The following is a 26,259-nucleotide window of genomic DNA, read 5'->3' as shown; positions in this document are numbered from 1 at the left end:
TCGACGTTTCCTCACCACACCGCAATACGAAAGCAATCATGTCACTCACACAATTCAAAATCGGCACCCGGCTCGGGATCGGGTTTGCTGTCGTCCTCGGCCTGCTGGTGGCCGTCTTGCTCGTCGGCCTGTATTCCATGGGGCAACTGAGTGCGCGCACCCACGACATCGTGGCCGACAAGAACGTCAAAATGGCGGCCGCCAACACCATGAGCGACAACGTGCGCAACATTACCCTGGCGATCACCAGCGTGGTGGTGGCGCCGACGGAAGCGCTGGTGCAGGCGGAACTGGCAAAGATCGGCGAAGCGCGCAAGAAATACGGCGCCGCCAAGGAAACCTTGCAAAAGAAAATCTCGACGGACAAGGAAACGGCCTTGATGGCCGAACTGGACGCGGCCCTGAAATCGGGCGCGCCGCTGAACAACAAGGTCATCGAGCTGCGCAATGCAGGCCAGACGGAAGAAGCGATCGCCTTTTTGACGCAACAGGCGGCACCGAGCCTGAAGATCGTGCTGGGCGCACTCGACAGTCTGGTCGCGTATGAAGCGCAGCAGGCCGCGCAGGCGGCAACGGACGCCGAAACGCTGAGCGCGAGCGCGCGCGCCTACATGATCATCCTGGGCAGCGTGGCCGTGCTGCTGGGCGCTTTTGTTGCCTGGATCATCACGCGCTCGATCACCCGCCCCATCAATGCGGCAGTGGGCGTGGCCGAAACCGTGGCCTCGGGCGATTTATCGTCGCACATCGTCGTCGATTCCAGCGATGAAACGGGCCGCCTGCTGGGCGCCCTGAAAGCCATGAACACCAGCTTGCTGGGCGTGGTGGCGCAAGTGCGCCACGGCACGGATGCAATTTCCACGGCATCGAGCGAAATTGCCGCCGGCAACCTCGACCTGTCGTCCCGCACGGAAGAGCAAGCCAGCTCGCTGGAAGAAACAGCGTCGGCCATGGAAGAGCTGACCTCGACCGTGAAGCAGAACGCGGACAATGCGCGCCAGGCCAACCAGCTGGCGAAAAGCGCGTCGGAAGTGGCCGTGCGCGGCGGCAGCATCGTCTCGCAAGTGGTTGACACCATGGGCACCATCAACGAGTCGTCGAAGAAAATCGTCGACATCATCGGCGTCATCGACGGCATCGCTTTCCAGACCAACATTCTTGCCCTGAACGCGGCCGTGGAAGCGGCGCGCGCGGGCGAACAGGGCCGCGGCTTCGCCGTCGTCGCCACGGAAGTGCGCAACCTGGCACACCGCTCAGCCTCGGCCGCCAAGGAAATCAAGGAACTGATCGCCGCCTCGGTCGCCAACGTGGACACGGGTTCGCGCCTCGTCAATGAAGCGGGCCAGACCATGGGCGACATCGTCGACAGCATCGTGCGCGTGACCGACATCATGGGAGAAATCACCTCCGCCACGCACGAACAGACCATCGGCATCGAACAGATCAACATGGCCATTGCCCAGATGGATGAAGTGACGCAGCAAAACGCGGCCCTGGTGGAAGAAGCGGCCGCCGCCTCGCAAAGCATGCAGGAGCAGGCGGGCGAACTGGCGCACGTGGTGGGATTCTTTAAAACCGGCAACCATGTCGCCAGCGCCGCCAAGCTGACGCCTGTGCGTGCAGCACCGGCCGCGGCAAAAATCGCTCCTCCCGCCGCCCGGCCCGCGCCAGCGCGCAAGGCCGTGGCCGCCGCGCCGGCGCGCCGCAGCAATGCGGCTGCCGAAAGCGAATGGGAAGAGTTTTAACGAATAGCAACGTCCTCCCCACGGGAAAGCCAGGCAGGAAGTTGCTGCCTGGCTTTTTTTCGTCCGTCATCGCCACTTTTTTTGCGGCAAAGCCCACGCAATAGGCAAAAGTGCAAAACGTGCAGCGTGCATACGCTTTACAATCCTCGCTCGCTTTACAAAATATTGGTCATCATGAATCAGGCAGAACAGCAGCGCCTCCTGGCTATCCTGGAGTATTGGCACAAGATCGAATTCTTTATCCCGTTTGACCTGAATCAAATCACGGACGTTGAAGACCAGTCCACCGTGCGTCTCCTTCAGCGCGAACAGCTGGCGCAATTGCCGCTGCAGTTCGCCACGCAATGGCCAGTGCCTTCCGACCGCGAGATCGACGGCTTCTCATTGTTCCTCGGCGTCTTCGACAAGGCCGAAATCAACAAGGCGTGCCCGCCGGCCAACGGCCCGGAAAACATTGCCGAAACAGAAAAAACAGAACTGCTGGGACGCTCGTGCTTTGCCCGCCTGAACCTCAATGCGCTGGGCGAGCCGCAGTTCGATCCTGTCTCCGTGTCAACCTTGCCGTGGGCCCTGGGGCGCGCACGCACGCCGGACTGGTCGGGCCTGAGCCTGGACGCCTTCAGCGACAGCCAGCTGGTGCTGCAAGACAGCCTGCGCAACTTCACGGCCAGCCGCGCCCCGCAGCAAGTAGCGGATGAAGCGGGCAATGTCTCATCGCCCCTGTCCGGCATGGAAATCGCGGCGCTGGCCGACCTGCTCATCGACTGGGCCGGTTTCCGCCCGTCCGCGGGCCAGCCGCTGGCCGTGCTGGAATTGCGTACGCGCAAGAAACGCGCGGCCGTGGCGGCAGGCGACCTGGCTGAGGCCAGCCAGAACCGCAGCCTGGACTTCGGCGACGCGGTGGAGCCCAGCATCGATATTCTCAACAGTTTTTACCTCGATGACCTGGAACAGATCATCCGCGCCTTGCGTGGCGGCAAGTTGCCCGCCACCGTCGCCGCCTACCTGACGCCGCTGGCGCGGGACGAGCGCATCGACTTGTACAGCCCGGCCGGACGCCAGGCGCTGGCCGCCATGCTCAATCCGGCCAATATGAACCGGGGCCACTGGCTGGAAGACGCCAGCTACGCCATGAGCCTGATGCAGCAATTTGCCATCCACGGCGCGCGCACGGGCTTGAGCGAGCGCGGCATCTTTTCCGTCAACGGCCCACCGGGCACGGGCAAGACGACGTTATTGCGCGAATTGTTCGCCGACAACATCGTGCGCCGCGCGGCCGTGCTGTCCTGCCTGGACCGCGCCGGCGACGCCTTCATCGGCAAGGTGGCCGTGGCCTTCGAAGGCGTGCGCGACCCGATCACGATTGCCCGCTTGCGGCCGGAACTGACGGGCTTTGAAATGGTCGTCGCCTCGTCGAACAATGCGGCGGTGGAAAACATTTCCGGCGACCTCCCAAAACCAAAACAGCTGGGCAAGGAATGGGCGCGCACGCGTTACTTTGAAAGCGTGGCGCGCCGGGTGGTGGCCGACGGCAATGGCGCCAACCGCGCCTTGACCGAAACGGAAGCGCCGTGGGGCTTGATGTCCTGTGCGCTGGGCAATAGCGCCAACCGCCGCCGCTTCGTCAGCAATTTTTATGACGACGACTGGGATAAAACGACGGCGCGCAAGACGCCGAACGCACAGAATATCCGCCAGTGGCTGGCCAGCTACCAGGGCGTCAGCTTCGCCCAGGCGGCGCGCGAATTCCGCGAGACGGAACACGTGGTGGAAAAGGCCCTGGCCGAGCACGCGCAATATGCTGCCCTGTGGCAAGCCGTGGGCACGTGCACGGAAGCCGATTTTATCCAAGCCAGCCAGCAGGCGCTGATTGCTGCTGAGCAAGAGATGGATGCGGCCAACGGCGCCCTGTCCGGCGCGCTGGCGCAGCAGGACACATTGCTCGCCAGCAAGAAGGAATTGCTGGAAGAGGAACGCCTGGTGGCGCTGACGCAGCCCGGTTTCTTTGCCCGGCTGTTCCGCACGGCCCCGGCGCGCGCCTACAAGGAGGCCGTCGTCGCCAATGCCGAGGCGCAGCGCCAGGCGGCGCGCGACATCTCCGCCATCAAGCTGCTCTTGAAGGGCGAACTGGAGCCACGCTGCGAACGCGCCCGCCATGGCCTGCACATCGCCCTGCGCACGGCGCAATCGCGCCAGCGCGAATGGGATGACAGCACGGAATTGCTGCGCCGTGCGCGCATGCGCTTCCCCACCATCATCGCGCCGGCCGCCCTGGACGAGCTGGACGGCGACGCCCTGCAAATCGGCGGCTTGTGGCATGAACCAGCGCTGGCGCGCCTGCGCTCGCGCCTGTTCGCCAAGGCCCTGGCCCTGCACGAAGCGTGGCTGGCGGAAGTGGCGAAGAAGGGCGGCCCCGGCTTTGGCGGCAACTTGCTGGCCGTGTCGAAATTGCTCAAAAACAAGCGCGCCTACGACCAGTCGCATATCGCCATGGTGTGGCACAGCCTGTTCATGGTCGTGCCTGTCGTATCGACCACGTTCGCCTCGTTCGCGCGCCAGTTCCAGGGCATGGGTCCCGAATCGCTGGGCTGGCTGTTCATCGATGAAGCGGGCCAGGCCGTGCCGCAAGCGGCGCTGGGCAGCCTGTGGCGCGCCAAACGCGCCGTCGTCGTGGGCGACCCGCTGCAGATCGAACCCGTGTTCACGGTGCCGGGCCGCCTGGTGCACACCTTGTCGGCCCTGTCGCCGCATACGCAGGATGGCAGTTACGCGCCGACTTCCGTTTCCGTGCAGACCCTGGCCGACAAGGCCAACCGCTATGGCGCCGTCGTCGGCGCCGGCAGCGCGCAGCCCTTGTGGATCGGCAGCCCCCTGCGCGTGCACCGCCGCTGCGTGGAACCGATGTTTTCGCTGGCCAACAGCATCGCCTACGAAGACAAGATGGTCTACGGGCTGGCCGAGCGCACGCCGCCGGCCGGCGCGCGGGGCCTGACGCGGGGGCCCAGCCGCTGGATCGACGCCGTCGGCCCCGTCAGCTACAAGCAGGTGGTGCCCTTGCAGCTCGATTTCGTGCTGGAAGTGTTATTGAAACTATATCGCCGCGACGGCAAGCTGCCGGACATGTATGTGATCACGCCCTTCAAGGCCGTGCGCAACGAATTACGTTCGCGCATCGTCGACATGGACTGGGACCGCCGCCTCGGCTATGGCAAGGCGCCGACGGCGCGCGAATTGCGCCAATGGAGCAGCCAGATGGTGGGCACCGTGCACACCTTCCAGGGCAAGGAGCAAAGCGTGGTGATGCTGGTCCTCGGTGCCGACGACAGCACGGCCGGCGCCGCGCAATGGGCGGCAAGTACGCCGAACCTGCTCAACGTGGCCCTGACGCGCGCGCAGCACTATGTGTACGTCGTCGGCAATCCGCTGCTGTGGGGACAGTTGCCGCACTTTGCGCCAGCGTGCGCGCAGTTGGCGCATACGGGCATGCATGAGTTTTTGGTGGAAATGGGCTAAATGGGAAAAACGAGGGTAAACGTCGTGGCGGCCGCATCCGACGCGACCGTCGCGCTGCCGCCGTGTAATTGCATGATGGCCGTGACGATAGCCAGCCCTAATCCCGTGGAGGCGGCCGAGTCGCTGCGGGCCGGGTCGGCGCGGTAAAAGCGTTCGAACAGGTGGGGCAAGTGGCGCGCGGGGATGGCGGGCCCCAGGTTGCTTACGCTCAGTTCCACGCCCTCGTTCGTCGCGTGCGAGCGCAATAAAATCGTGCTGCCCGGCGCCGCGTGGCGGATGGCGTTCGACAGCAGGTTACCGAGCGCGCGGCGCAGCAGTTGCGGCTCGGCCGTCACCGTGCCGCTGCCGTGGCAAGCCAGCGCCAGCCCCCGTTCTTCGGCCAGGCCTTCAAAGAAATCGGCCAGGCGCAAAAACTCATCCTGCACGGGCAAGGCTTGCTTGACGAGCACCATTTCATCCTGCTGCGCCCGCGCCAGAAACAGCATGCTGTCGATCATGCGCGACAGCCGTTCCAGCTCTTCCACATTCGACGACACCAGCTGTTCATACTCGTGCGCACTGCGGGGACGCGCCAGCATGACCTGGCTTTGTCCCAGCAGATTGGTGACGGGCGTGCGGAATTCATGCGCCAGGTCGGCGGAAAACTGCGACAGCCGCGCGTATCCCTCCTGCAGGCGCGCCAGCATGGCGTTCAAGGCCTGAATCAAGGGCAGCAATTCCGTCGGCGCACCGCGCGCCTCGAGTTGCTGCCCCAGCTTGCCCGGCCGCACCAAGGCCGCGTGGGCGGCGATATTGCGCAGCGGCCGCAATCCCCGCAACAACATCACGCTGGCAAGCAAGGCCGCCACCAGCGCGCTGATGGCGACGGAAACGACGATCTGCCAGCGGTAGGCGGCGAACATGGCCGTGCGGTCACCGTAGACCCTGGCAACGGCAATGTCGGCCATCTGCGCGGGATCGCCGATGCGTGCGCTGGCCGCCACGACCCTGGCCGGATAGCCGTCGCGGCTGATCCAGCTGACGATGGCGGCAGCCGTCACGGGCGCATCGACGGCCACGGGAACAGCATGCACGACGTTCTCGCCATGCGGGTTGACATCGATCAAACGCGTGCCATCGGCGCGCACGATGCGCACCAGGGAATTTTCCTGTCCGCTCATGGTGTCGCGGAAATACTGGGGCCGCTCGCGGATGATATCGAGGGTGCCCGCATTGCCGAGTAGCTGCTGGATCTGCCGCAATTTGCCCAGCAATAAAATATCGTCGCGGCGCTCGATTTCCGCCACAAATGAACGGTACAGATGCATGCCCAGCCCGGCCGAGACGAGCGCCACGATCAGCACGAAGACGAGCGTGACGCGCAGGGTCAGCGAGCGCCGCAGTTCTGCCAGTTTCATTGAACGGCGCCGCTGTCGGGAGCGTTGGGCGCGCGCAATTCGCAGACATAGCCCATGCCCCGCAAGGTGTGGATCAGCTTGGGTTCGAACGGATCGTCGAGCTTGCTGCGCAGGCGGCGGATGGCCGCGTCGATGACGTTGGTGTCGCTCTCGAAATTGATGTCCCACACTTGCGAAGCGATGATGGAGCGCGACAGCACTTCGCCCTGGCGCCGCGCCAATAAATGCAGCAAGCCGAATTCCTTCGCCGTCAGGGCGATGCGCTGGCCTTGCCGGCTGACCTTGCGTTTCATCACATCGATTTCCATGTCGCCGATGCGGATGACGTCGTCTTCTCGGGGCGGCCCGCGCCGCAGCAGGGTGCGGATGCGCGCCACCAGTTCGGCAAAGGCGAACGGTTTCACCAGGTAATCGTCGGCACCCAGTTCCAGCCCTTTGACGCGGTCCTGCACTTCGTCGCGCGCCGTCAGAAAAATCACGGGCACGTCGGCGCCGCCCTCTTGCAGGCGCAGCGCGCGCAAGACTTGCCAGCCATCCATGATGGGCAGCATGACGTCGAGCACGATCAGATCGGGCGCTTCGGTGCCGGCCATATGCAGGCCGTCGCGACCATTGCGCGCCAGGCTCACCGTAAAGCCGGACTCGGCCAGGCCGCGCAACAGATAGTCGCCCGTCTTCGGTTCGTCTTCGATTACCAGGATGCGCATGGCGGCTTTCTAAGGGAAATATAAGGTCATTTTACGCCGCGCGCCGGGCGCCGCGGATGATAAAAATGTCATGCGGCGATCATCTTCTCGTAGGGCAACACTTGCCATACTGGCGCCATTCTTTTCCATGGAGGCCAGATGAAAACCCTGATGTTCGGCAGTGCCCTGCTGTGCCTGCTGGCCAGTCCCGCCCACGCGCAATTGCGCACGGTCAATGACCTGTCGCTGGCGGCGGCCAACAAGCTGGCCGATGCGGCCATGGCCGCGTGCCAGGCGCAAGGGCGGCATATCGTCGTCACTGTGCTGGATCGTGGCGGAAATATTGTCGCCTTGCAGCGCGCCGATGGCGTCGGCCCCCACAACACGGAAGCGAGCCGGCGCAAGGCATACACGGCCTTGTCCACCAAAAGCGACACCTACACGCTGGCCGTGGCAGCGAACGCCAACCCGGACATGCGCAACCTGGCCACCGTGCCGGAACTGTTGCTGCTGGGCGGCGGCCTGCCCTTGCGCGCCAGGGGCGAAGTCGTCGGCGCCATCGGCGTGGCCGGCGGCGGCGGCGCCCTGCCAGACCGCGCCTGCGCCCAGGCCGCCCTGGCGGCCGTACCCGAACTCGATTCCCCCACCCCTTGAAAGCAACAACGATGAGCTATTTGAAAAAAACCGCTGCCGCCCTGGCCTTCGCCAGCCTGTCTGGCATGGCCCTGGCCGCCAATCCCTTGAGCGTGCACATCCTCGACTTGCAGAGCGGCCAGCCGACGGCGGGCGTGACGGTGACGCTGGAGCAGAAAAAAGATGACGCTTGGAAACAATTAAGCAGCGCCGTGACGAATGCGCAGGGGCGCATCGCGGCCATGTATCCGGAAAATCAACCGTTGCAGGCGGGCGACTACCGCATCGTGTTCAAAACGGGCGAACACTATGCGCGGCTGAAACAGGAAACATTCTTCCCGGAAATTCCTGTGCAATTCCACGTGGAAAAGACCGAGCAGCACTATCACATACCGCTGCTGCTCAGCCCTTTCGGTTTCTCCACGTATCGGGGCAACTGAGGGGAACTAAGCTTAGCCGAGCGTCTTCGCCGTCTGCCCGAACAGCACGCTTTTCGCGTCGCCGCTGACGGTAGGCTGCACATTGATCTCGGCCGCCCGCGCATACGCGCGCACGGTGGCGGGACGGGCGGCGATGGCTGCGAACCAGCGCGCCAGGTGCGGGAAATCTTCCAGCTTCTGGCGCTGGCGCGCGTGCGGCACGATCCACGGGTAGATCGCCATGTCGGCGATGGAATAGTTGTCGCCGGCAACGAATGCGCGGTCGGCCAGACGCTTGTTCAGTACGCCGTATAAGCGGTTGGTTTCGTTGACGTAGCGCGTGATGGCGTAATCGATGGGCTCGGGCGCGTATTGCACGAAATGGTGGTTTTGCCCGGCCATGGGGCCCAATCCCCCCATTTGCCAGAACAGCCATTGCATCACCTCGGCGCGCCCGCGCACATCGTCCGGCAGGAATTGCCCGCTTTTCTCGGCCAGGTATTGCAGAATCGCGCCCGACTCGAACAGCGACAGCGGTTCACCGCCATCTGCCGGCGCCTGGTCGACGATGGCGGGAATGCGGTTGTTCGGCGCGATGGCGAGAAATTCGGGCTGGAACTGCTCGCCCTTGCCGATATGGACGGGAATGATGTTGTAGGGAATGCCCGCTTCTTCCAGGAACATTGTCACCTTGTGCCCGTTGGGCGTGGTCCAGTAATACAGGTCGATCATCGTCGTCTTTCAGGTCGTTGGCATGGGTGGGCGTAACTATTGTCGCGCCGCAACTGGTGTGCATGGATATAATGCCACGTAAGCGAAAAACAAGACGGCGCGTGCCCCGCTTGCCACGCAAGCAAGCACCCACTCTCGCCGCAAGAATCGAATTCCGCCATTCCCGAGAACCATCAAAGAAAGCCGACCATGCGCAAACTCCTGATCGTCACGCTGTCCGTCCTGTTGTCAGGCTGTGTCCAGGACTTCGCCATCTATATGTTCGATGGCCAGGACCATTCCCTGACCGTGCGCCGCCAGCAACGTTATTTTTGGCAAGATACGGTGGAAGTGCAGCTGATGGCGACCAATTTGCCGCAATGCCAGCGCCTGCATACGCTGTCGACGGATGCGCCGGCCGACATCACCGTCGAGCTGTTCGCGGCCGGCGATGGCATATGGAATATCCGCATGGGCAAGCAGTTGTGGCAGGCGGAAACGAATACCTGCAATGAGCTGACGGAAATGGAAAACGACCCGAAAGCCGACCTGGGCCAGCCGATCGGGCAATTCGTGGTCGTCGATGACAAGCTGGAATTCGAGCCGGCGCCGCCAGCGGCGGCCCCAGCCCGGTAAATCAGCGCGCCGCCAGGCTGCGCAGCGGCTTTTTCGCCACGGCGCGTGGCGCGGCCGAGCTTGGCGCCAGGCGCGGCGCCGCCCCCGGTTCCTGCGCCGACAGTTTGAAGCGCGAGACCAGTTGCGCCAGCACGGCCGCCTGGTCCTGCATGCTCGACGCCGCTGCCGCCGCCTCTTCCACCAAGGCCGCATTTTGCTGCGTCACGCTATCCATCTCCGTGATCGCCTGGTTGACGTGGCCGATGCCCGTGCTTTGCTCGTGCGAGGCGGCCGTGATGTCGGCCATGATATCGGTCACGCGCGACACGCTGGCCACCACCTGATCCATGGTCGTGCCCGCCTGTGCGACGAGGGTGCTGCCGGCCGCGATGCTGTCGACGGAGGCGCCGATCAGTTCCTTGATTTCCTTCGCCGCGCCGGCGGACCGTTGCGCCAGATTGCGCACTTCGGACGCCACGACGGCAAAGCCGCGTCCCTGCTCGCCCGCGCGCGCCGCTTCCACGGCGGCGTTCAATGCCAGGATATTCGTCTGGAAGGCGATGCCGTCGATGACGCCGATGATGTCGACGATCTTGCGCGACGAAGCGTTGATGGTGTCCATGGTGCCGATCACTTGCGCCACCACGGCGCCGCCCTGGCGCGCCACGGCGGAAGCGGATTGCGCCAGTTCATTCGCCTGCACGGCATTGCCCGCGTTTTGCGTCACGGTCGAGGTCAATTCCTCCATCGATGCCGCCGTTTCTTCCAGGGAGCTAGCTTGCATTTCCGTGCGCGCCGACAAGTCCATATTGCCGCTGGCAATCTCGCTCGACGCCGTGGCGATCGTCTCGGCGCTATGGCGGATTTCGCTGATCGCGTCGACCAGGTTGGTCTGCATGGTCTTCATCGCGTACAGCACGCTGTGACGGTCGTTGGCATGCGTGCGCACGGCGCCGCTCAGATCGTTATTCGCGATCTGGGCAGCCACGTCGGCCGCATATTCGGGATCGCCGCCCAGCGCATGGCGCAAGCTGCGGTTGATCGCCACGACGACGGCGGCCAGCAAGCCGCACACCAGCAGCAGCACGCCCAGCGAAGTGATCAGCGACTGGCGGAAAGCCGCGTCGATATCGTCCATGTACACGCCCACCACGATGGTCCAGCTCCACGGCTTGTAAGCGACCACGCGGCTCATCTTCGGTTCGGCGTTCTTCTGGCCGGGACGGGGGAAATAATAATGGACGAAACCCTTGCCCGCATCGCTCTTGCCGACGGCAACGATGTCGCGGTACAGATAGGTGCCGTTGGCATCCTTGAAATCCGACATGTTCTTGCCATTGGTTTGCGGCGCGGCAGGATTCATCACGACAACGGCATCGAGGTTGATGATGGACAAATAGCCGGTCTCGCCGAAGCGCATGCTCTTGATGACGGCCGTGGCCTGCTTTTGCGCTTCTTCCTGCGTCAGGGCGCCGCTGGCGGCCAGCTCGCCGAACATCTTGACGGCGCCCAGGCCCAGGTCGGCGGCATTGCTCAGGTCGGCGCTGCGCTCTTCGATGCGGATCTTGCGAATTTCCAGGGCGTTATAGACAAAAATAACGGTGATGCACAACAGGCTGCAAATCAGGGGAATCCATAACTTCTGCTGGAACGTCAATTTCTTCATGCTGTGTCTCCAACTCTCTATTGTGCGGCGATGGGGCGTGTCCCGCTTCCAGCGCGGCAGGCCAGGAATGCGGCGGCGACGGTGCTCTGGCGGCACCGTTCAGACGACACCAGCATACGCTCGAACGACCGATATTTACAATGCTGGAAAGCAATGAATTTTGCCCGGTGTTGTTAATGCGTTGCGACAATTGATGAGAATTGATGCTGCATTGCAGTAAAAAAGCACGCAGATAGGCGGTGGCAAGGCAGGCGGGGGTGGCGGGCATGTGTCAAAATGCACGCCGGATAGAATGAATCACGAAAGAACAGCATGACCAAGAATGAAGCCATGAAACGCATCAACGACCGCCTGGGCAAACCCGCGCTGACGGACAAGAACACGCACTTTGCCAGCGTCGCCAGCTATGGCACGGACGAAGGCTGGTGGCTGAAGATTCCCTTCCTGACCTTCAAGCAGGAATTGCACTTCATCCTCAACAATGAAAAGACGAAAAGCTTCCAGCACCTGAAAATCGGCGCCAACCAGATCCTCAGCCCGGGCATGAAGTTCCGCAGCACGGGCGGCGCGGCCGACGCCTTCATGTCGGCCTCGGCGCCGAAACGCCTGGTCGACCTGCTCGACGGCGGCAGCAAGTACAACTTCACCAAGCACTTCATTAACGACTATCGCTACTAGTCCCACCTGACCCAACCTGCTGCGCGTTGGTTTGGTCAGGCGTCGTGACGCCTTGTCGGATCATTGTGGGGCGGCAGCCACACCTTGATCAAATGCTGCGCGATGTCGAGCGCGTCGTCGCGGCTGGTGCCGAAATGCAGGGGGTAGCCCCAGAACTGGCCGAACATGACGGCGAACGCTTTGCCGGCCAGGCGCCTGGCGGGGCTCGGTTCGACCAGCACCATGCCCTGGATATACGCGCGCAGGGCAGCCTTGTGCCGTTTCATCCACAGCACGGCGCGCTTGCGCGCCTCCTGCGGATGCTCATGCCCATCCTCGTCCAGGCCTTCTTCGCTGAGGATGACGAACGCCTGCTGGCGCGCCAGCAAGTCCTCGAACTGGGCGAACAAGGCATCGTCGGGGCCGCTGGCGGCGTTGTCGCGGCGCATCCAGACGAGGGGGAAATCGGTGATATCGAGTTGCATGGGAGACTCCTTCAAGGGGGTTGCCGTTCCTCCTGGCCTTCATCAGAACACGGGCGGCGGCGGTTGCCGTTGAAGCGGGGCTGCGGATAAGCATACGATACCGATGACGGCGCCCGGCGTCATTGCATACAATAGCCACAATATTATTCAATCCAGCCAAAGTCATTCCATGCCCCATCCCCTCTTGCCCAGCATGCTGACGGCCCACCTGGGTCTGGACGATGACGCCTCCATCCTCGATTTCGACGTCGATGGCGTGCTGCGTCCCTTGCTGGCCGTGGGCCTGGCCAGCGTGCGCGAGGATGCGGAACAGGCGCCGCACCAGCACCGCAAGGGGCAGCTGCTGTACGCCACGCGGGGCGTGATTCATTGCGAGGTGGAAAGCGGCGTGTGGATCGTGCCGCCCCATTGCGCCGTGTGGATACCGGGCGGCCTGATGCATGCAGCCCAGGGCGTGGGCGAGGCCGAGTGCTATTGCCTGTTTGTCGAGCCGGCCATGGCGCCGGCCTTGCCCGCCGTCTGCTGCACCGTTGCCGTCTCGCCCCTGCTGCGCGAACTGATCGCCAAGGCGGCCGGTTTTCCCACCCTGGCTGCGCTGCATGGCGCGCAGGAACGCCTGGTGGCCACCCTGCTCGATGAATTGGCGGCCGCGCCCGTGGAAGACTTGCATCTGCCGATGCCGCGCGATGCACGGCTGCGCCGCCTGGCCGCCCTGCTGCTGGCGCAGCCCGCCGATAAAAGCACCCTGGCCGAATGGGCCAGCCGCATCGGCATGAGCGAGCGCAGCATGACCCGGCTGTCATTGGAGGAAATGGGCATGAGCGTGGGCCGCTGGCGCCGGCAATTGCACGTCATCCTGGCCTTGCAACGGCTGGCGCAAGGCCACAGCGTGAAAGCGGTGGCGCTGGAACTCGGTTATGAAAACACCAGCGGTTTTGTCACCATGTTCCGCAAGGCGGTGGGCAAGCCGCCGGCGCGCTACCTGGCGGAACGGGAAGCCCATTAAAAAAGGCGGCATATGCCGCCTTCATCCAGCATCGTCGCCGAAAAATCAGCTTTCGCGCGCCAGGGCCAGAAATTCCGTGCGCAGCGCCAGGTTCGGCTGCATCTCGCCCAGCATGGCCGAAGTGATGGTTTCTTCGCCCGGCGTGCGGATGCCGCGGCTTTCCATGCACAGGTGGCGGCAGCGCACGACCACGCCCACCGACTTCGGTTCCAGCACTTCCATCAGGGCATTGGCGATCTGCATCGTCATGCGTTCCTGCACTTGCAGGCGCTTGGAGAAGCAATCGACGAGGCGCGTCAGTTTCGACAGGCCGACGATCTTGCCGTTAGGCACATAACCGATGGTGGCCTTGCCGAAGAACGGCGCCAGGTGGTGTTCGCAATGGCTGTAGACGGGGATGCCGCGCACGACGATCAGCTCGTTGTACTGTTCCGCGCCATCTTCAAAGGCTTTCAGCAAGTCCACCGGATCCTGGCCATAGCCCGACGTCCAGTGCTTCCACGCCTTGGCCACGCGCGCCGGCGTTTCCAGCAAGCCAGGACGCTGCGGATCTTCGCCAAAGCTGCTGATCAGCCGGCGCCAGTCGTTTTCGGAGAATTCTTCTTGAGACATGCTAAACCACCCTAAAATTTTCAATTGCCGCCAGTATATAGAAAATGCGGCAAGCTGCCTGAGCAGCCCCTGCTTTTCCCGCTACGCCGGCGGACGGTGCGCGCCGACCAGCAACGCGGAGATCGACACGCTCGAACTCGCCTCCGGCCACGCATCGCCGGGGCCGAACCAGCGCGCCTCGGCGATCTCGTTCTCGTCGAGGCGAATTTCGCCATCGAGGTAGTCGGCCGTAAACGCGATCATCAGCGAATGGGGAAACGGCCAGGACTGGCTCATGAAGTATTGCAGGTTGTGCACGCGCAAGCCCACCTCTTCCATCACTTCGCGGTGCACGGCTTCCTCGATCGATTCGCCCGCTTCCAGGAAACCGGCCAGCGGGCTGAAACGCTGCGATGGCGAGTTTTTATGCATGGCCAGCAGCACCTGCTCGCCCTTGCGTATCAGCACCATCATGGCCGGCGAAATGCGCGGGTACGCGAGCATGCCGCAGGCGGCGCAGGTAAAGCAGCGTTCGCCGCGCGTGCGCTGCATGGGCGTGGCGCACACGCCGCAATGGCGGTGCGTGCGCGCCCACTCGGCCAGCTGTACGGCGCGGCTGGCCAGGCCCAGAAAGTCATCGTCGACGGCGTTGAACAGCGAGCGCATGCCGTGCCAGGCCAGGCCTGCACCCGGTGGCAACTCTTCGTCGGCCCAGACGGTCTGGCAATAGCGGCCTTGCCACAGCCCCACGGGCTGGGCGCGGCTCAGGTCGATATCGAGCGCGGCGACCTCGGCGGCAGTGGGCAGGGTCAGCCCGGGCGTACGCAACAGCAGGCGCCCGCGGTGAAAGACGAATGTGAGCGTCTCTGTGGCGGCCGGGGCCGGTTCGGGAGGATCGATCAGGGGGACGAAGGCAGCGGGTGTGTGCAGCATGCTTGGAGGAAATTTGTAAAGGTTGCTCATCATACTCCCGCCGCCGGACGCCTGCGCGCATAGCAGCGGGCGGAGCGCAAAGCAAGCATTCATGGGCCGTGACAGTGTTTTTTTTGCGATACGCCTAATTCGTTGTGTAAACGAGACTGATAACGATTCTCATTTACGGATTACTGCCCAATAATTACAATACGGCCTTCCGTCTCCACCGCCAGCCACTTGCCCGCGTGCCAACGCACAGCGGGGCAGAGCCAGCCAGGAACCACTACCCTGACCTTATCGAGAGAGCAAGATGGCAATCAAGAGCCGCAAACACGCCCCAACCCGTTTCAACCAGCACATCGGCGCCGCCCTGGCCGTGATGCTGCTGCCCGTCGCCGCCCAGGCGGCCGACCCGGCCGGCCAAAGCGCCCCGGCATCGCAGCAAACCCTGAACGAAATCAAGGTCGTGGGCTCGAAGGAAAATGATTTCAAGGCCGAAAAAGCCTCGTCGCCGAAGTACACGGAAGAACTGGTCAATACGCCGCAAACCATCGTCGTGATCAAGAAGGAATTGATCGAACAGCAAGGTGCGCTGACCCTGACGGACGCGCTGCGCAACACGCCTGGCGTCGGTACCTTCTTCCTCGGCGAAAACGGCAACACGAACACGGGCGACGCCGTCTACATGCGCGGTTTCGATTCGTCGGGCAGCATCTATGTCGATGGCGTGCGCGACGTGGGTTCCATCTCGCGCGACGTCTTCAACATCGAACAGATCGACGTATTGAAGGGCCCGGCGGGCACGGACAGCGGCCGCGGCTCGCCCACCGGTTCGATCAACCTGGTCAGCAAGACGGCCACCATGGAAAACAAATTCAATTCCCTGCTGACGGCCGGCAGCGGCAAGCAGAAACGCGCCACGGCCGACTGGAACCGCATCCTCGACAGCGATACCGGCACGGCAATGCGCCTGAACCTGATGACGCAGGACAGCGGCAACCCGGCGCGCGATGAAGTCAAGAACAAGCGCTGGGCCTTCGCGCCCACCGTCACCTTCGGCCTCGGCAAACCGACGCGCATCACGGCCAGCTACCTGCACGTGGACCAGAACAACGTGCCCGACGGCGGCGTGCCGACCATCGGCTTGCCAGGCTACGCGACGCCGGACGTCGCCACGAAGGACCAACCAATCATCCGCAGCTTCCTGAACGGCGCCGCCAGGGTCGATCCGAAGAATTTCTACGGCTCCACCTCGGACTACGACAAGGTCAAGGCCGACATGGGCACCTTGCGCATCGACCATGATTTCTCGCCCAACGTGCAGATCCAGAACACCACGCGCTACGGCAAGACCCAGCAGGATTACCTGCTGACGGCCTTCATGGGCAGCATGGGCAACCTGAAGACACCGGTTCCCACCGATCCGTCGACCTGGACCCTGGCGCGCTCGCTGCGCACCGTCAAGGATCAGGAAAACACGATCCTGACCAACCAGACCGTCGTCAGCGCGCAATTCGACACGGGCGTGCTGAAGCACTCCGTGGTGGCCGGCGCCGAATTCACCAGCGAAAAACAGACCAACTACAGCTATGTGCCAGCCAGCCTGGGCACCTTGCCGGCAGCGAACCTGTACCACCCGAATCCGCGCGACACCGTCACCGGCCACAATCCCGTGCGCAGCGGCGCCTTCACGGAAGGCGAAGTCAACACGCAAAGCCTGTATGTGTTCGACACCGTCAAGTTCGGCGACAAGTGGATCTTCAACGGCGGCGTGCGTTTCGACCATTTCAACACCACGTATGACGCCGTCGCCCTGCAAGGGGCCGTGACTGCGCCCGCGGTACAGCCATTGCCAGTGGGCACGCCGATTCCGACCCATTTGACCCTGAGCGACACCCTGGCCAACGGCAAGATCTCGGCCATGTACAAGCCGACGCCGGACAGCAGCGTGTACGCCTTGCTGGCCACGTCGAAAGCGCCGCCTGGCGTCAACTTCGGCCTGAGCACCGCCGCCAGCAGCGCGCAAAACCCGAACTATGACCCACAGGAAACCATCACCAAGGAAATCGGCACCAAGTGGGACTTCCTGAAGCAAAAACTGTCGCTCTCGGCCGCCGTCTACCAGACCACCGTCAAGAATGAAGTGGAGCAAGATCCTGTCATCTCGACCATTTATTACCAGACCGGCAAGAAGCGCGTGCAAGGCCTGGAACTGGGCGTGGTGGGCGAGATCATGCCGAACTGGCTGGTCAGCGCCGGCTATACGCGCATGAATACCAAGGTCGAGTCGAACAAGGTCTTCACGGCCAGCGGCGAGAAGAGCCTCACCTACACGCCAAAACAGGCGTTCACCAGCTGGACTTCGTACACCCTGCCGTTCGGCCTGAAGATCGGCGGCGGCGCGCGTTACGTGGGTGAAATGCTGCGCGGCACCGATGGCGCCGTCGGCACGCCGGCCCGCGTGGATGCCTACTGGGTCTTCGACGCCATGGCAACCTATACCGTCAACAAGAACCTCGACTTGCAGTTGAACGCCTACAACCTGGCCGACAAGACCTATGTGGCGGCCATCAACAAATCCGGCTTCCGCTACACCCCGGGCCAGCCTCGTTCGTTCAGCCTGACGGCGAATATCAAGTTCTAAACACGCATTGCGCCACATCAAGCCCCTCTTCGGAGGGGCTTTTTTATTGTCCTGATAATCTTGCCTTTTTGGCGTACCGCCACCCTGCCGTGACTAGCGTATGAAAAGTCATACAGCGATGGCCTGCCGCGTCCAATATTTCGCGCAAGCGTGCAAAGTTGCGACATCTAAGCAACAAAAAAGCTTCCTCAAATCAACAACTTAAGAAGTTAAGTCCCAAATTCCCATTTCAGGCATATCCTTTGCTATGTACAGGTTTTGCTGCAAATAATCGCTGGCACGCAAGGGCTTGTTTTTGAGAAATATTGACTCCAAGCTTGAGTTGCTCGCAATCAATAATCCGCTCACAGCGGCGTTTCACCGGAGGAGTCATAATGAAAAAGAAACGGCCATTAACCCTGTACATCCTGATTGCCATGATCCTCGGCATTGCCGTCGGTTATGGATGCCATTCCGCTTTCCCCGATGCTGACATGAGCAAGCAAATCGCTGGCAATATTTCCATCGTCACCGACGTCTTCCTGCGCCTGATCAAGATGATCATTGCGCTGCTGGTGTTCTCCACCCTGACGGTCGGCATCGCCCACATGGGCGACGGCAAGACGGCCGGCCGCATCGGCCTGAAAGCCATGTGCTGGTTCGTCGTCGCCTCGCTGGTCTCGCTGGCGCTGGGCATGGTGCTGTCGAACCTGATGCAGCTGGGTACCAACCTCGGCTTGCCATTGCCGGACATACACGCTTCGACGAATCTGAAAACGGCCGCCTTCACCTTGAAAGATTTCTTCACGCACCTGGTGCCGAAGTCGCCGATCGAGGCCATGGCCAACAATGAAATCCTGCAAGTGCTGGTGTTCTCGATCTTCTTCGGCGGCGCACTGGCCGGCCTGGGCGAATCGGGCAAGACCCTGACGGCCGTCGTCGACCAGCTGGCACAAGTCATGCTGCGCATCACCGGCACCATCATGAACCTGGCCCCGCTGGCCGTGTTCGCCGCGATGGCCTCCGTCATCACCACCCACGGCCTGGGCGTGCTGGTCACGTTTGCCAAGTTCATGGGCGGCTTCTACGTGGGCCTGCTGTGCCTGTGGGCCCTGCTGATCGGCGCCGGCTTCGTCGTCATCGGCCCGCGCATCTTCAAACTCGTCGGCCTGATCCGCGAACCATTCCTGTTGGCATTTTCGACGGCCAGCTCGGAAGCGGCGTATCCAAAACTGCTGACGGCGCTCGACCAGTTCGGCGTGGACCGCAAGATTTCCAGTTTTGTGTTGCCAATGGGCTACTCCTTCAATCTCGACGGCTCGATGATGTACTGCACCTTTGCCGTGCTGTTCATCGCGCAAGCCTATGGCATCGACCTGTCGATCGGCACGCAGATCACCATGCTGCTGCTGCTGATGCTGACCTCGAAAGGCATGGCCGGCGTGCCGCGCGCCTCGCTGGTAGTGATTGCCGCTACCCTGAACCAGTTCAATATTCCGGAAGCGGGCTTGCTGCTGCTGATGGGCGTCGACCAATTCCTCGACATGGGCCGTTCGGCCACCAACGCGGTCGGCAATGCCGTCGCCACGGCCGTCGTCGCCAAGTGGGAAGGTGGCCTGGCCACCGAGGAAGAAGCAGCCGCGGCCAATGCGGCCAACCAGAACACGGAAAGCCATTGGGGCGAAGCGGATCACGCTAGCAAAGCCTGATAGCGCCATGGCCCGCCACAAGCGGGCCATTTATTTGTTGTCGATGTTGAGTAACAAGCAGTCAGGTAGTGCGATCAGTAGTCATTCCAACTTATTAGAGAGATTTTCATGAAAAAAGTCCTGTTTACCCTGCTGACCCTCGGCGCAGCCTCCACCGGCGCCATGGCCCAATCGAGCGTCACCATGTACGGCGTGGCTGACGCCGGACTGGTGTTCGACAAGGATGCGGCTGGAGACCGCCTGAACCGCGTCGCTTCCGGCGTCGCCTCGGGCTCGCGCATCGGCTTCAAGGGCAAGGAAGACCTCGGTGGTGGCCTGGCCGCCATTTTCGTGCTGGAAAGTGGTTTCAATATCGATACCGGCACCTCGGGCCAGGGCGGCCGGCTGTTCGGCCGCCAGTCGTACGTGGGCCTGACCGGCAGCGCCGGCGCCGTCACGCTGGGCCGCCAATACACGCCGTACTACCTGGCCCTGCGCGACGTGGCCGATCCGTTTGTCATCGGCCTGGCCGGCACGGCGTCGAACATCATGACACCGAATTATCGCATCGACAACATGGTGCAATACAGCACGCCGACCTGGAGCAAGCTGTCGGCCGACCTGGCGTATGGCTTTGGCGAAGTGGCCGGCGATAATGCGAAAAACCGCAGCATGGGCGGTGCCGTGCACTACATCGACGGTCCGCTGAACGTGACCCTGACGCACCACCGCCAGGAAAATGCGCTGGCGACCCAGCAAACGCGCAACACCCTGCTGGCCACGCGCTACGACTTTGGCGTCGTGCAAGGCAACTTCGGCTACGCCGACAACCGCGCCCTGGACAACAGCAAGAGCAACGACATCCTGGTCGGCTTCAGCGCCCCGTTCGGCGCCACCAAGCTGGTCGCGTCGTACATCCGCCATAACGACAAGAGCAATGCAAACCGTGACGCCCAGCAGTGGGCCATCGGCGCCTTCTATGCGCTGTCCAAGCGCAGCGACCTGTACACAGGTTACGGCCACATCAGCAACAAGAACGGCGCGACCTACAAGGTCGGCAATGCCACCGACGACGGCACCGGCACCAGCGGCTTTAACCTGGGCATGCGCCACACGTTCTAAGGACGTTGAACTGTCCGTGACATAAAAGCGTGAGCCGCCGGATGCATATCCGGCGGCTTTTTCTTTTTACGCAATATTTAAATGCGATACTGTGGGTTCTTGCAAGTTGGCAGCTGATTTTATGAATAGCAGTACTACCAAACCCTCCCTTTCCTGGCGCCAGCGCCTGTCGCAGCGGTCGGGCCGCGAAACGCTGGCCTGGGGCGTGGTGCTGGCCGCCTGTCTGGCCACCGTCTGGCTCGTGTATTTCTGGACCGAACGCATCGCCATCGGCAAGCTGCAGGCCAGCGGCGCGCAGCGCCTCGAAGTGTATGTCAGCAGCCTGGAAAACGCGCTGGAAAAGTATGACTTCCTGCCCAAGACGCTGGAGCTGAACCGCGACGTCATCCGTTTGCTGCAGCACCCGGAAGACCCGGTGCTGGTCGATACGGTCAACCATTACCTCGAGCAGATGAACGCCCAGGCGAAATCGTCGACCATTTTCATCAGCAACCTGGACGGCAACACGCGGGCCGCCAGCAACTGGCAGGGGCCGGACAGCTTTATTGGCGACAATATCTCATTCCGCCCCTACGCCCAGGATGCGCTGCGCGGCACGCCGGGGCGTTTTTATGGCGTCGGCACGACGCGGCTCGAGCCCGGCTATTTCTTTGCCCACGGCATCTACCAGAATGGCCACATGCTGGGCCTGGCAACGGTCAAGGTGAACCTGGAAACCCTGGAAAAACGCTGGGTGCAGGGCGCCGACAAGGTCATGCTGGCCGATGAGCACGGCGTGATCTTCCTCAGTTCCATGGCGGACTGGAAGTACAAGACCCTGGCGCCCCTGTCGCCCGCCATCGTCGAAGAACTCAACCGCACGCGCCAGTATTATTCGAAGCAGCTGGAAGCCATCCCTTTCGTCTCCGACCGCCAGCTGGGCAATGGCGCGCGCGTGATCAGCGTGCGCGAACAGGAACACGCCGACACGCCGCCGAAGATCAGCTCCAGCGTGATGACGCAGATCAAGCTCAAGTCGCCGCAAGGCTGGACTTTCATTTACCTGTCCGACCTGGCGCAGGCGAAGGCCAGCGCGCGCGCGGCGGCCGCCTTCTCCTGCGTGCTGCTGGGCTTTTTCATGCTGCTGTTCTTTTACCTGCGCCAGCGGCGCGCGGCCGTGGCGCAAAAGCTGCGCGCCCGCGAAGACCTGCAGCATGCCTACGACAACCTGGAAGCCATGGTCGAGGAACGCACCTCGGAACTCAATGCCATGACGCAAAGCCTGAGCCAGGAAATCGAGGTGCGCAGCAAGGCCGAGCAAAAGCTGCACATCACGCAAAATGAACTGTTTCAAGCCGGCAAGATGGCCGTGCTGGGACAGATGTCGGCCAGCATCACGCATGAACTGAACCAGCCGCTGACGGCGCTGCGCACCATGTCCGACAATGCCGTCATCCTGCTGGAACGGGGACGGCTCGACGATGCGCGGCGCAACCTGGCGAAGATCTCGCAAATTGCGGCCCGGATGGGAACCATTACGGGCCAATTGAAGATCTTTGCGCGCAAATCGACGACCAGCCTGACTTCCGTCTCGATCCCCACGGCGATCAGCAACGCCCTGTTCCTGGTCGAGCGCCGCCTGCAGGTGGAAAATGTGCGTTTTACTTTGCAACTGCCGCCCGACGACATCTTCGCCATGTGCGAAAGCAACCGCCTGGAGCAGGTGCTGGTGAACCTGTACGCGAATGCGCTCGACGCCATGAACGGCAGCGACGTGCGCAGCCTGCGCGTGGCCGTCGAATGCACGCCGGAGCACGTGCTGATCCACGTGGCCGATACGGGCCCCGGCCTGTCGACGGAAGTGTATGAACACCTGTTCGAGCCGTTCTTCACGACCAAACCGCAAGGACTGGGCCTGGGCCTGGGCCTGGCCATCTCCGAACAGATCACGCGCCAGTTCGGCGGCGTGCTGCGCGCCGAAAACGCCCCCGGCGGCGGCGCCGTCTTCACCATCGAACTACAGATTGCAACGCAGGAGGAAAAACATGTTTGACGGCTTGAAGGTCTTGCTGGTCGAGGACGACCCCACCGTACGCGAGGGCAGCGAGCAGGCATTGCAACTGGCCGGCCTGGACGTGCTGGCGTTTCACTCGGCCGAACTGGCCTATAAACTGCTGACGCCGGACTTTCCCGGCATCATCGTCAGCGACGTGCGCCTGCCCGGCATGAGCGGCCTGGAGCTGCTGCAAGCCGTCAAGACGCTGGACCCGCACCTGCCCGTGATCCTCGTCACGGGCCATGGCGACATCACGATGGCCGTGCACGCCATGCGCACGGGCGCCTACGATTTCATCGAAAAGCCGTATTCGTCCGACCAGCTGGTCGACGTCATCCTGCGCGCGCTGGAAACGCGCAGACTCATGCTGGAAGTGCACAGCCTGCGCCGCCAGCTCGAGGACGGCGGCGGCATCGAGGCGCGCCTACTGGGCAATTCCGTGGCGATGCGCGACATACGGCGTTTGATACTCGACGTAGCCGACGAACCCGCCGACGTGCTGATCTATGGCGATACGGGCACGGGCAAGGAAATGGTGGCCCGCTGCCTGCACGACTTCAGCCACCGCCGCAAGCATAACTTTGTCGCCGTCAACTGCGGCGCGATTCCCGAAAGCATCTTCGAAAGCGAAGTCTTCGGCCATGAACCGGGCGCATTCACGGGCGCGGCCAAGCGGCAGGTGGGCAAGATCGAGCATGCGGACCACGGCACGTTTTTCCTCGATGAAATCGAATCGCTGCCCTTGTCGCTGCAAGTCAAATTGCTGCGCGTGCTGCAGGAACGCTATATCGAGCGCCTGGGCTCGAACGTGCCCACGCCCGTCGACGTGCGCGTCATCGCGGCGGCCAAGCTGGACCTGGAGGATTTGTCGCAGCAACAGAAATTCCGCAGCGACCTGTACTACCGCCTGAACCTGATCGTGCTGCATCTGCCGCCGCTGCGCGAACGGCGCGAAGACATTCCCATCCTGTTCGAACACTTCGTGCTGGCCGCCGCCACCCGCTACAACCGCGCCGCGCCCGTGGTCTCCAGCGCGCAGATGCGCAACCTGATGGCCCATTCCTGGCCCGGCAATGTGCGCGAATTGCGCAATATCGCCGACCGCTTCGTGCTCGGTATCGCCGGTGGCGCCTCGAGCCTGCTGGCGGCCGGACTGGCCAGCCCGCTGTCGCTGGCGGAGCAAGTGAACGGCTTCGAACGCGCCCTGATCGAACAGGAACTGCGCACATATTCGGGTAACGTCAGCGAAGTGAGCACGGTGCTCGGTTTGCCGAAGCAAACCCTGTATCACAAGATGCAGAAGTACAACCTCGTCGCCGAAGAGTTCAGGTAAGCACGCCGACCCGGCCCGTGCGCAAGGGCGCGACCCAGTCGGGCCGCCCGTTCGCCAGCGCCAGCCGGGCCGCCGTTTCCCAGTCGTATGCGACGGCGTGAAAGTGCGCCGTCCAGGCGCCGTCCGCGCCCTGTTCCGCGATGGCATAGCGCGCATGCGGCGTGCCGTTTTCCATCACGTGCGGATAACCGTGGTCATCGTCGTACGCCTGCAAGCCCACGCTGCCCGGATTGACGATCAGCCGGCCATCGGCCAGGCGCACCTGGCGCGGCATGTGCGTGTGGCCGCACAGGATCAGGGCCGCGTCCGCCGTCCCGGCCCGTTCTGCCACTTCAGCCGGCGTGGCGGCGCGGCTGCCTTGCGGCGTGACGCTGTCGAGAAAATACACGAGGTCGCTTGTCGGCGTGCCATGCACGAGCAGCACGTCCTTGCGCAAGCGCAAGGTGGCGGGCAACGCGGCTATCCAGTCCAGTTGCTCCGGTAGCAGTTGCGCGCGCGCAAAAGCGTCCGACACGCCCATGCGGGCCGGGTCGCCGAACAATTGGCGCTCGTGGTTGCCGCGGATCGTGGGCAGGTTCAGCGCCATCAGGCGCGCCGCCGTGGCGCGCGGCTGCAGATGGCCCGAAACGATATCGCCCAGGTTGACGGTCACGTCCACGTTACGCCCGGCGATGTCGGCCAGCACGGCGTCCAGCGCATCCAGGTTGCCGTGGATATCGGAAATGGCGGCGATTCTCATGCGGTGTTTCCTCCTCGTGCGCACCATTTTGCACGCGTGTCCCGTTGCAGGCAATGGCGGCACACCCGCCTGCCTACCGGCTGTTACATACGGTAGGACAAATCCGACGGTAAGTTGCGCCGTGCGGCTACGTAATCCAAAAGTAACAATTGCTACCATTTCCTCATTGCATTGCCGCATGACACCAGCCACCCCGACGTCGCGGCCGTTTTCACTTATATTTTGAGGAGTAGTCCCATGTTTGCCACGCCCGTCCCCGCCCGTCTGTCGCCCCCCCGTTTGCGCCATCTTGCCTTGCGCAGCGCCATGATGCTGGGCGTACTGGGCATTGCGACGGCCGCCGCCGCGGCGCGGGCGGAACCGTCGCCCACCCTGGACCGCGTCAGCATTTCGCTGGGCGCCTTTTCCGCCGATCCGCGCATCAATATCGGCGCCGACACCGAATTTGGCCGCATCGACGCGCCCGAATCGAAGCCAAGCCACACCACCATCCCGCGCGTGAAAGCGGACTTGCTGATCGGCGACCGCCACGGCCTGGCATTCGACTACTACCGCTACGACAAATCCTACACGCCAAGCCTGACGGGCGACACCATCATCAATGGCCAGCCCGTCACAGGCACGGCGACGGCGAATGCCGATCTGAAGCTGGACCTGGCCAAGCTGGCCTATAAATGGTGGCTGGGCAGCGGCAACGACACCTTCGGCATCGGCCTGGGCGCCGCCTACTACCATGCCAGCCTGAACGGCACGGCCACGGGCGTCGTCAATGGCGAGACGGCCACGGCACGCGATTCCATCGGCGAGCACGCGTTCGCGCCGCTGCTGGAGGTGGGCTGGCGCCACGCCTTCACGCCGGACTTGCGCATGTATGCGGAAGCGTCGGGCATCAAGAAAAATGGCGGGCGCATCAACGGCCACATCTACGGCGGCAATATCGGCGTGGAATGGTTTCCATTCAAGAATATCGGTTTCGTGGCCGACTACGGCATCTCGAAAATCAAGCTGCACCGCGACAGCGAACGCGATGCCGACCTGAACATCCGCCTGACGGGACCGTCGGCGTATGTAAAAGTGCGCTTTTAAGCGAGCGCCGCCGGTTTCAGCAAATAGAGCTGAAACTGCGGCAATTCCGGATCGTCATACGCCTCGACCCTGGCAAACGGCAGGCGCGCAAACGCCTGCCGCCAGAACGCATTCGCCTGCGCATCGGCGCGGAACGTCGCCACCAGCCACGTCTGCTCGCCATCGAGCAGCACGCGCCGCACCACTTCCAGCGCCAGCCCCCGGCGCCGGTATTTCTGCAAGATGAACAAGTCGCTGAACTCCCGGACCGGCAGCGCGCCCGCCATGCCGGGTTCCGTGACGAAGAAGCCCGCCAGCGCGCCATCGACCTCGATCCAGACGGCCGTATGTCCGGGCGCATGCACATACTCGGCCAGTCCGGCATCGCACACATCGTAGCGGCCGTCGGCCAGCACGTCTTCGCCGCTCCAGGCCGTATTCTCGTAGCAGTACAGCTGGAACAGCCGCGCCAGCGCCCCTGCTTCGCCCGGCGCAACGGCGCGCAATGTCATGTTCTGTGTTTCCGGCATGGTCCCGTCTTTCCGCCGCCTGGCGTCGCTGAAACTGGCGAGTGTAGCACCACGTCGTTCATCCTCCCCTCCCGCATTTCAGCCC

23 protein-coding genes are annotated in these 26,259 nt (G+C 62.9%); 13 read left to right on the top strand and 10 right to left on the bottom strand.

Annotation, left to right across the window (positions count from 1 at the left end):
- Window positions 1-38: 38 nt before the first annotated feature.
- On the top strand, window positions 39-1,745 hold the full coding sequence (locus tag AC07X6_RS14515) for a methyl-accepting chemotaxis protein (protein ID WP_494791412.1): 1,707 nt from the start codon (window positions 39-41) through the stop codon (window positions 1,743-1,745).
- Window positions 1,746-1,919: 174 nt separating this feature from the next.
- Window positions 1,920-5,258: a DEAD/DEAH box helicase gene (locus AC07X6_RS14510; RefSeq protein ID WP_494791411.1), complete on the top strand. Its 3,339-nt coding sequence runs from the start codon at window positions 1,920-1,922 to the stop codon at window positions 5,256-5,258.
- Here the strand turns inward: AC07X6_RS14510 and AC07X6_RS14505 are convergent.
- Window positions 5,255-6,655, bottom strand: coding sequence for a heavy metal sensor histidine kinase (locus tag AC07X6_RS14505; RefSeq protein WP_494791410.1), 1,401 nt, complete (start codon window positions 6,653-6,655; stop codon window positions 5,255-5,257). The genes AC07X6_RS14510 and AC07X6_RS14505 overlap by 4 nt on opposite strands.
- Window positions 6,652-7,362, bottom strand: coding sequence for a heavy metal response regulator transcription factor (locus AC07X6_RS14500; protein ID WP_494791409.1), 711 nt, complete (start codon window positions 7,360-7,362; stop codon window positions 6,652-6,654). The genes AC07X6_RS14505 and AC07X6_RS14500 overlap by 4 nt, the downstream gene beginning before the upstream one ends.
- 138 nt (window positions 7,363-7,500) lie before the next feature.
- Between AC07X6_RS14500 and AC07X6_RS14495 the strand changes: the two genes are divergently transcribed.
- A complete protein-coding gene (locus AC07X6_RS14495) occupies window positions 7,501-7,995 on the top strand; it encodes a GlcG/HbpS family heme-binding protein (protein ID WP_494791408.1) in 495 nt (164 codons plus the stop codon).
- Window positions 7,996-8,006: 11 nt separating this feature from the next.
- Window positions 8,007-8,414, top strand: coding sequence for a hydroxyisourate hydrolase (gene uraH / locus AC07X6_RS14490; protein ID WP_474293481.1), 408 nt, complete (start codon window positions 8,007-8,009; stop codon window positions 8,412-8,414).
- 12 nt (window positions 8,415-8,426) lie between these two features.
- On the opposite strand, the gene AC07X6_RS14485 is transcribed toward uraH, so the two are convergent.
- Entirely contained in the window at window positions 8,427-9,125 is a 699-nt protein-coding gene (locus tag AC07X6_RS14485; protein WP_494791407.1) for a glutathione binding-like protein, read from the bottom strand.
- Between the two features lie 189 nt (window positions 9,126-9,314).
- Between AC07X6_RS14485 and AC07X6_RS14480 the strand changes: the two genes are divergently transcribed.
- The gene (locus AC07X6_RS14480; RefSeq protein ID WP_230542107.1) at window positions 9,315-9,740 is read left to right on the top strand and encodes a hypothetical protein; all 426 of its coding nucleotides are present in this window, start codon (window positions 9,315-9,317) and stop codon (window positions 9,738-9,740) included.
- A gap of 1 nt (window position 9,741) precedes the next feature.
- On the opposite strand, the gene AC07X6_RS14475 is transcribed toward AC07X6_RS14480, so the two are convergent.
- Both AC07X6_RS14475 and AC07X6_RS14470 read right to left on the bottom strand, forming a co-directional pair.
- Window positions 9,742-11,385 (bottom strand): methyl-accepting chemotaxis protein, encoded by a 1,644-nt coding sequence (locus AC07X6_RS14475; protein ID WP_474293485.1) that lies wholly within the window; start codon window positions 11,383-11,385, stop codon window positions 9,742-9,744.
- Entirely contained in the window at window positions 11,303-11,653 is a 351-nt protein-coding gene (locus AC07X6_RS14470; protein WP_230542109.1) for a hypothetical protein, read from the bottom strand. Before AC07X6_RS14470 ends, AC07X6_RS14475 begins: the two co-directional genes overlap by 83 nt.
- A 44-nt stretch (window positions 11,654-11,697) precedes the next feature.
- Between AC07X6_RS14470 and AC07X6_RS14465 the strand changes: the two genes are divergently transcribed.
- On the top strand, window positions 11,698-12,063 hold the full coding sequence (locus AC07X6_RS14465; RefSeq protein WP_494791406.1) for a hypothetical protein: 366 nt from the start codon (window positions 11,698-11,700) through the stop codon (window positions 12,061-12,063).
- A 35-nt stretch (window positions 12,064-12,098) separates the two neighbouring features.
- Here AC07X6_RS14465 and AC07X6_RS14460 read toward each other — a convergent pair whose 3' ends face one another.
- The gene (locus AC07X6_RS14460) at window positions 12,099-12,527 is read right to left on the bottom strand and encodes a hypothetical protein (protein ID WP_494791405.1); all 429 of its coding nucleotides are present in this window, start codon (window positions 12,525-12,527) and stop codon (window positions 12,099-12,101) included.
- 193 nt (window positions 12,528-12,720) lie between these two features.
- On the opposite strand from AC07X6_RS14460, the gene AC07X6_RS14455 reads away from it, so the two are divergent.
- Window positions 12,721-13,533: an AraC family transcriptional regulator gene (locus AC07X6_RS14455; RefSeq protein ID WP_442908105.1), complete on the top strand. Its 813-nt coding sequence runs from the start codon at window positions 12,721-12,723 to the stop codon at window positions 13,531-13,533.
- Window positions 13,534-13,578: 45 nt separating this feature from the next.
- On the opposite strand, the gene folE is transcribed toward AC07X6_RS14455, so the two are convergent.
- Window positions 13,579-14,145, bottom strand: coding sequence for a GTP cyclohydrolase I FolE (gene folE / locus AC07X6_RS14450; protein ID WP_034754386.1), 567 nt, complete (start codon window positions 14,143-14,145; stop codon window positions 13,579-13,581).
- A gap of 81 nt (window positions 14,146-14,226) precedes the next feature.
- The gene (gene nudC / locus AC07X6_RS14445) at window positions 14,227-15,057 is read right to left on the bottom strand and encodes an NAD(+) diphosphatase (RefSeq protein WP_494791446.1); all 831 of its coding nucleotides are present in this window, start codon (window positions 15,055-15,057) and stop codon (window positions 14,227-14,229) included.
- Window positions 15,058-15,349: 292 nt separating this feature from the next.
- Here nudC and AC07X6_RS14440 point away from each other — a divergent pair, with 292 nt between their 5' ends.
- The 5 genes from AC07X6_RS14440 (at window position 15,350) to AC07X6_RS14420 (ending at window position 23,840) form a co-directional block, all read left to right on the top strand.
- Window positions 15,350-17,683 (top strand): catecholate siderophore receptor Fiu, encoded by a 2,334-nt coding sequence (locus AC07X6_RS14440; protein WP_494791404.1) that lies wholly within the window; start codon window positions 15,350-15,352, stop codon window positions 17,681-17,683.
- Between the two features lie 374 nt (window positions 17,684-18,057).
- On the top strand, window positions 18,058-19,371 hold the full coding sequence (locus tag AC07X6_RS14435; RefSeq protein WP_494791403.1) for a dicarboxylate/amino acid:cation symporter: 1,314 nt from the start codon (window positions 18,058-18,060) through the stop codon (window positions 19,369-19,371).
- A 108-nt stretch (window positions 19,372-19,479) separates the two neighbouring features.
- On the top strand, window positions 19,480-20,472 hold the full coding sequence (locus AC07X6_RS14430; protein ID WP_494791402.1) for a porin: 993 nt from the start codon (window positions 19,480-19,482) through the stop codon (window positions 20,470-20,472).
- A 121-nt stretch (window positions 20,473-20,593) separates the two neighbouring features.
- Window positions 20,594-22,504, top strand: a complete 1,911-nt coding sequence (locus AC07X6_RS14425; protein WP_230542115.1) for a sensor histidine kinase — start codon at window positions 20,594-20,596, stop codon at window positions 22,502-22,504.
- Entirely contained in the window at window positions 22,497-23,840 is a 1,344-nt protein-coding gene (locus AC07X6_RS14420; RefSeq protein ID WP_230542116.1) for a sigma-54-dependent transcriptional regulator, read from the top strand. Before AC07X6_RS14425 ends, AC07X6_RS14420 begins: the two co-directional genes overlap by 8 nt.
- Here the strand turns inward: AC07X6_RS14420 and AC07X6_RS14415 are convergent.
- Window positions 23,833-24,579: a metallophosphoesterase family protein gene (locus AC07X6_RS14415; protein ID WP_494791401.1), complete on the bottom strand. Its 747-nt coding sequence runs from the start codon at window positions 24,577-24,579 to the stop codon at window positions 23,833-23,835. The two genes, AC07X6_RS14420 and AC07X6_RS14415, sit on opposite strands and share 8 nt — an antisense overlap.
- A gap of 237 nt (window positions 24,580-24,816) precedes the next feature.
- Between AC07X6_RS14415 and AC07X6_RS14410 the strand changes: the two genes are divergently transcribed.
- Window positions 24,817-25,665, top strand: coding sequence for a porin family protein (locus AC07X6_RS14410; RefSeq protein WP_494791400.1), 849 nt, complete (start codon window positions 24,817-24,819; stop codon window positions 25,663-25,665).
- Here AC07X6_RS14410 and AC07X6_RS14405 read toward each other — a convergent pair.
- Window positions 25,662-26,156 carry a GNAT family N-acetyltransferase gene (locus AC07X6_RS14405; RefSeq protein WP_494791399.1) on the bottom strand — a complete coding sequence of 165 codons (495 nt, stop codon included), beginning with the start codon at window positions 26,154-26,156 and terminating at the stop codon, window positions 25,662-25,664. The genes AC07X6_RS14410 and AC07X6_RS14405 overlap by 4 nt on opposite strands.
- Window positions 26,157-26,259: the final 103 nt, after the last annotated feature.

The sequence above is a fragment of the Janthinobacterium sp. GW460-12-1-14-LB5 genome (assembly GCF_059423585.1).
The sequence above is the reverse complement of the archived record's forward strand: the minus strand, read 5'-3'. Positions and strand labels throughout refer to the sequence as shown.

Coding starts and splice junctions, on each gene's coding strand:
- AC07X6_RS14515 (WP_494791412.1), top strand. CDS start 39: ATGTCACTCACACAATTCAAAATCGGCACCCGGCTCGGGATCGGGTTT.
- AC07X6_RS14510 (WP_494791411.1), top strand. CDS start 1,920: ATGAATCAGGCAGAACAGCAGCGCCTCCTGGCTATCCTGGAGTATTGG.
- AC07X6_RS14505 (WP_494791410.1), bottom strand. CDS start 6,655: ATGAAACTGGCAGAACTGCGGCGCTCGCTGACCCTGCGCGTCACGCTC.
- AC07X6_RS14500 (WP_494791409.1), bottom strand. CDS start 7,362: ATGCGCATCCTGGTAATCGAAGACGAACCGAAGACGGGCGACTATCTG.
- AC07X6_RS14495 (WP_494791408.1), top strand. CDS start 7,501: ATGAAAACCCTGATGTTCGGCAGTGCCCTGCTGTGCCTGCTGGCCAGT.
- uraH (WP_474293481.1), top strand. CDS start 8,007: ATGAGCTATTTGAAAAAAACCGCTGCCGCCCTGGCCTTCGCCAGCCTG.
- AC07X6_RS14485 (WP_494791407.1), bottom strand. CDS start 9,125: ATGATCGACCTGTATTACTGGACCACGCCCAACGGGCACAAGGTGACA.
- AC07X6_RS14480 (WP_230542107.1), top strand. CDS start 9,315: ATGCGCAAACTCCTGATCGTCACGCTGTCCGTCCTGTTGTCAGGCTGT.
- AC07X6_RS14475 (WP_474293485.1), bottom strand. CDS start 11,385: ATGAAGAAATTGACGTTCCAGCAGAAGTTATGGATTCCCCTGATTTGC.
- AC07X6_RS14470 (WP_230542109.1), bottom strand. CDS start 11,653: ATGCCCGCCACCCCCGCCTGCCTTGCCACCGCCTATCTGCGTGCTTTT.
- AC07X6_RS14465 (WP_494791406.1), top strand. CDS start 11,698: ATGACCAAGAATGAAGCCATGAAACGCATCAACGACCGCCTGGGCAAA.
- AC07X6_RS14460 (WP_494791405.1), bottom strand. CDS start 12,527: ATGCAACTCGATATCACCGATTTCCCCCTCGTCTGGATGCGCCGCGAC.
- AC07X6_RS14455 (WP_442908105.1), top strand. CDS start 12,721: ATGCTGACGGCCCACCTGGGTCTGGACGATGACGCCTCCATCCTCGAT.
- folE (WP_034754386.1), bottom strand. CDS start 14,145: ATGTCTCAAGAAGAATTCTCCGAAAACGACTGGCGCCGGCTGATCAGC.
- nudC (WP_494791446.1), bottom strand. CDS start 15,057: ATGCTGCACACACCCGCTGCCTTCGTCCCCCTGATCGATCCTCCCGAA.
- AC07X6_RS14440 (WP_494791404.1), top strand. CDS start 15,350: ATGGCAATCAAGAGCCGCAAACACGCCCCAACCCGTTTCAACCAGCAC.
- AC07X6_RS14435 (WP_494791403.1), top strand. CDS start 18,058: ATGAAAAAGAAACGGCCATTAACCCTGTACATCCTGATTGCCATGATC.
- AC07X6_RS14430 (WP_494791402.1), top strand. CDS start 19,480: ATGAAAAAAGTCCTGTTTACCCTGCTGACCCTCGGCGCAGCCTCCACC.
- AC07X6_RS14425 (WP_230542115.1), top strand. CDS start 20,594: ATGAATAGCAGTACTACCAAACCCTCCCTTTCCTGGCGCCAGCGCCTG.
- AC07X6_RS14420 (WP_230542116.1), top strand. CDS start 22,497: ATGTTTGACGGCTTGAAGGTCTTGCTGGTCGAGGACGACCCCACCGTA.
- AC07X6_RS14415 (WP_494791401.1), bottom strand. CDS start 24,579: ATGAGAATCGCCGCCATTTCCGATATCCACGGCAACCTGGATGCGCTG.
- AC07X6_RS14410 (WP_494791400.1), top strand. CDS start 24,817: ATGTTTGCCACGCCCGTCCCCGCCCGTCTGTCGCCCCCCCGTTTGCGC.
- AC07X6_RS14405 (WP_494791399.1), bottom strand. CDS start 26,156: ATGACATTGCGCGCCGTTGCGCCGGGCGAAGCAGGGGCGCTGGCGCGG.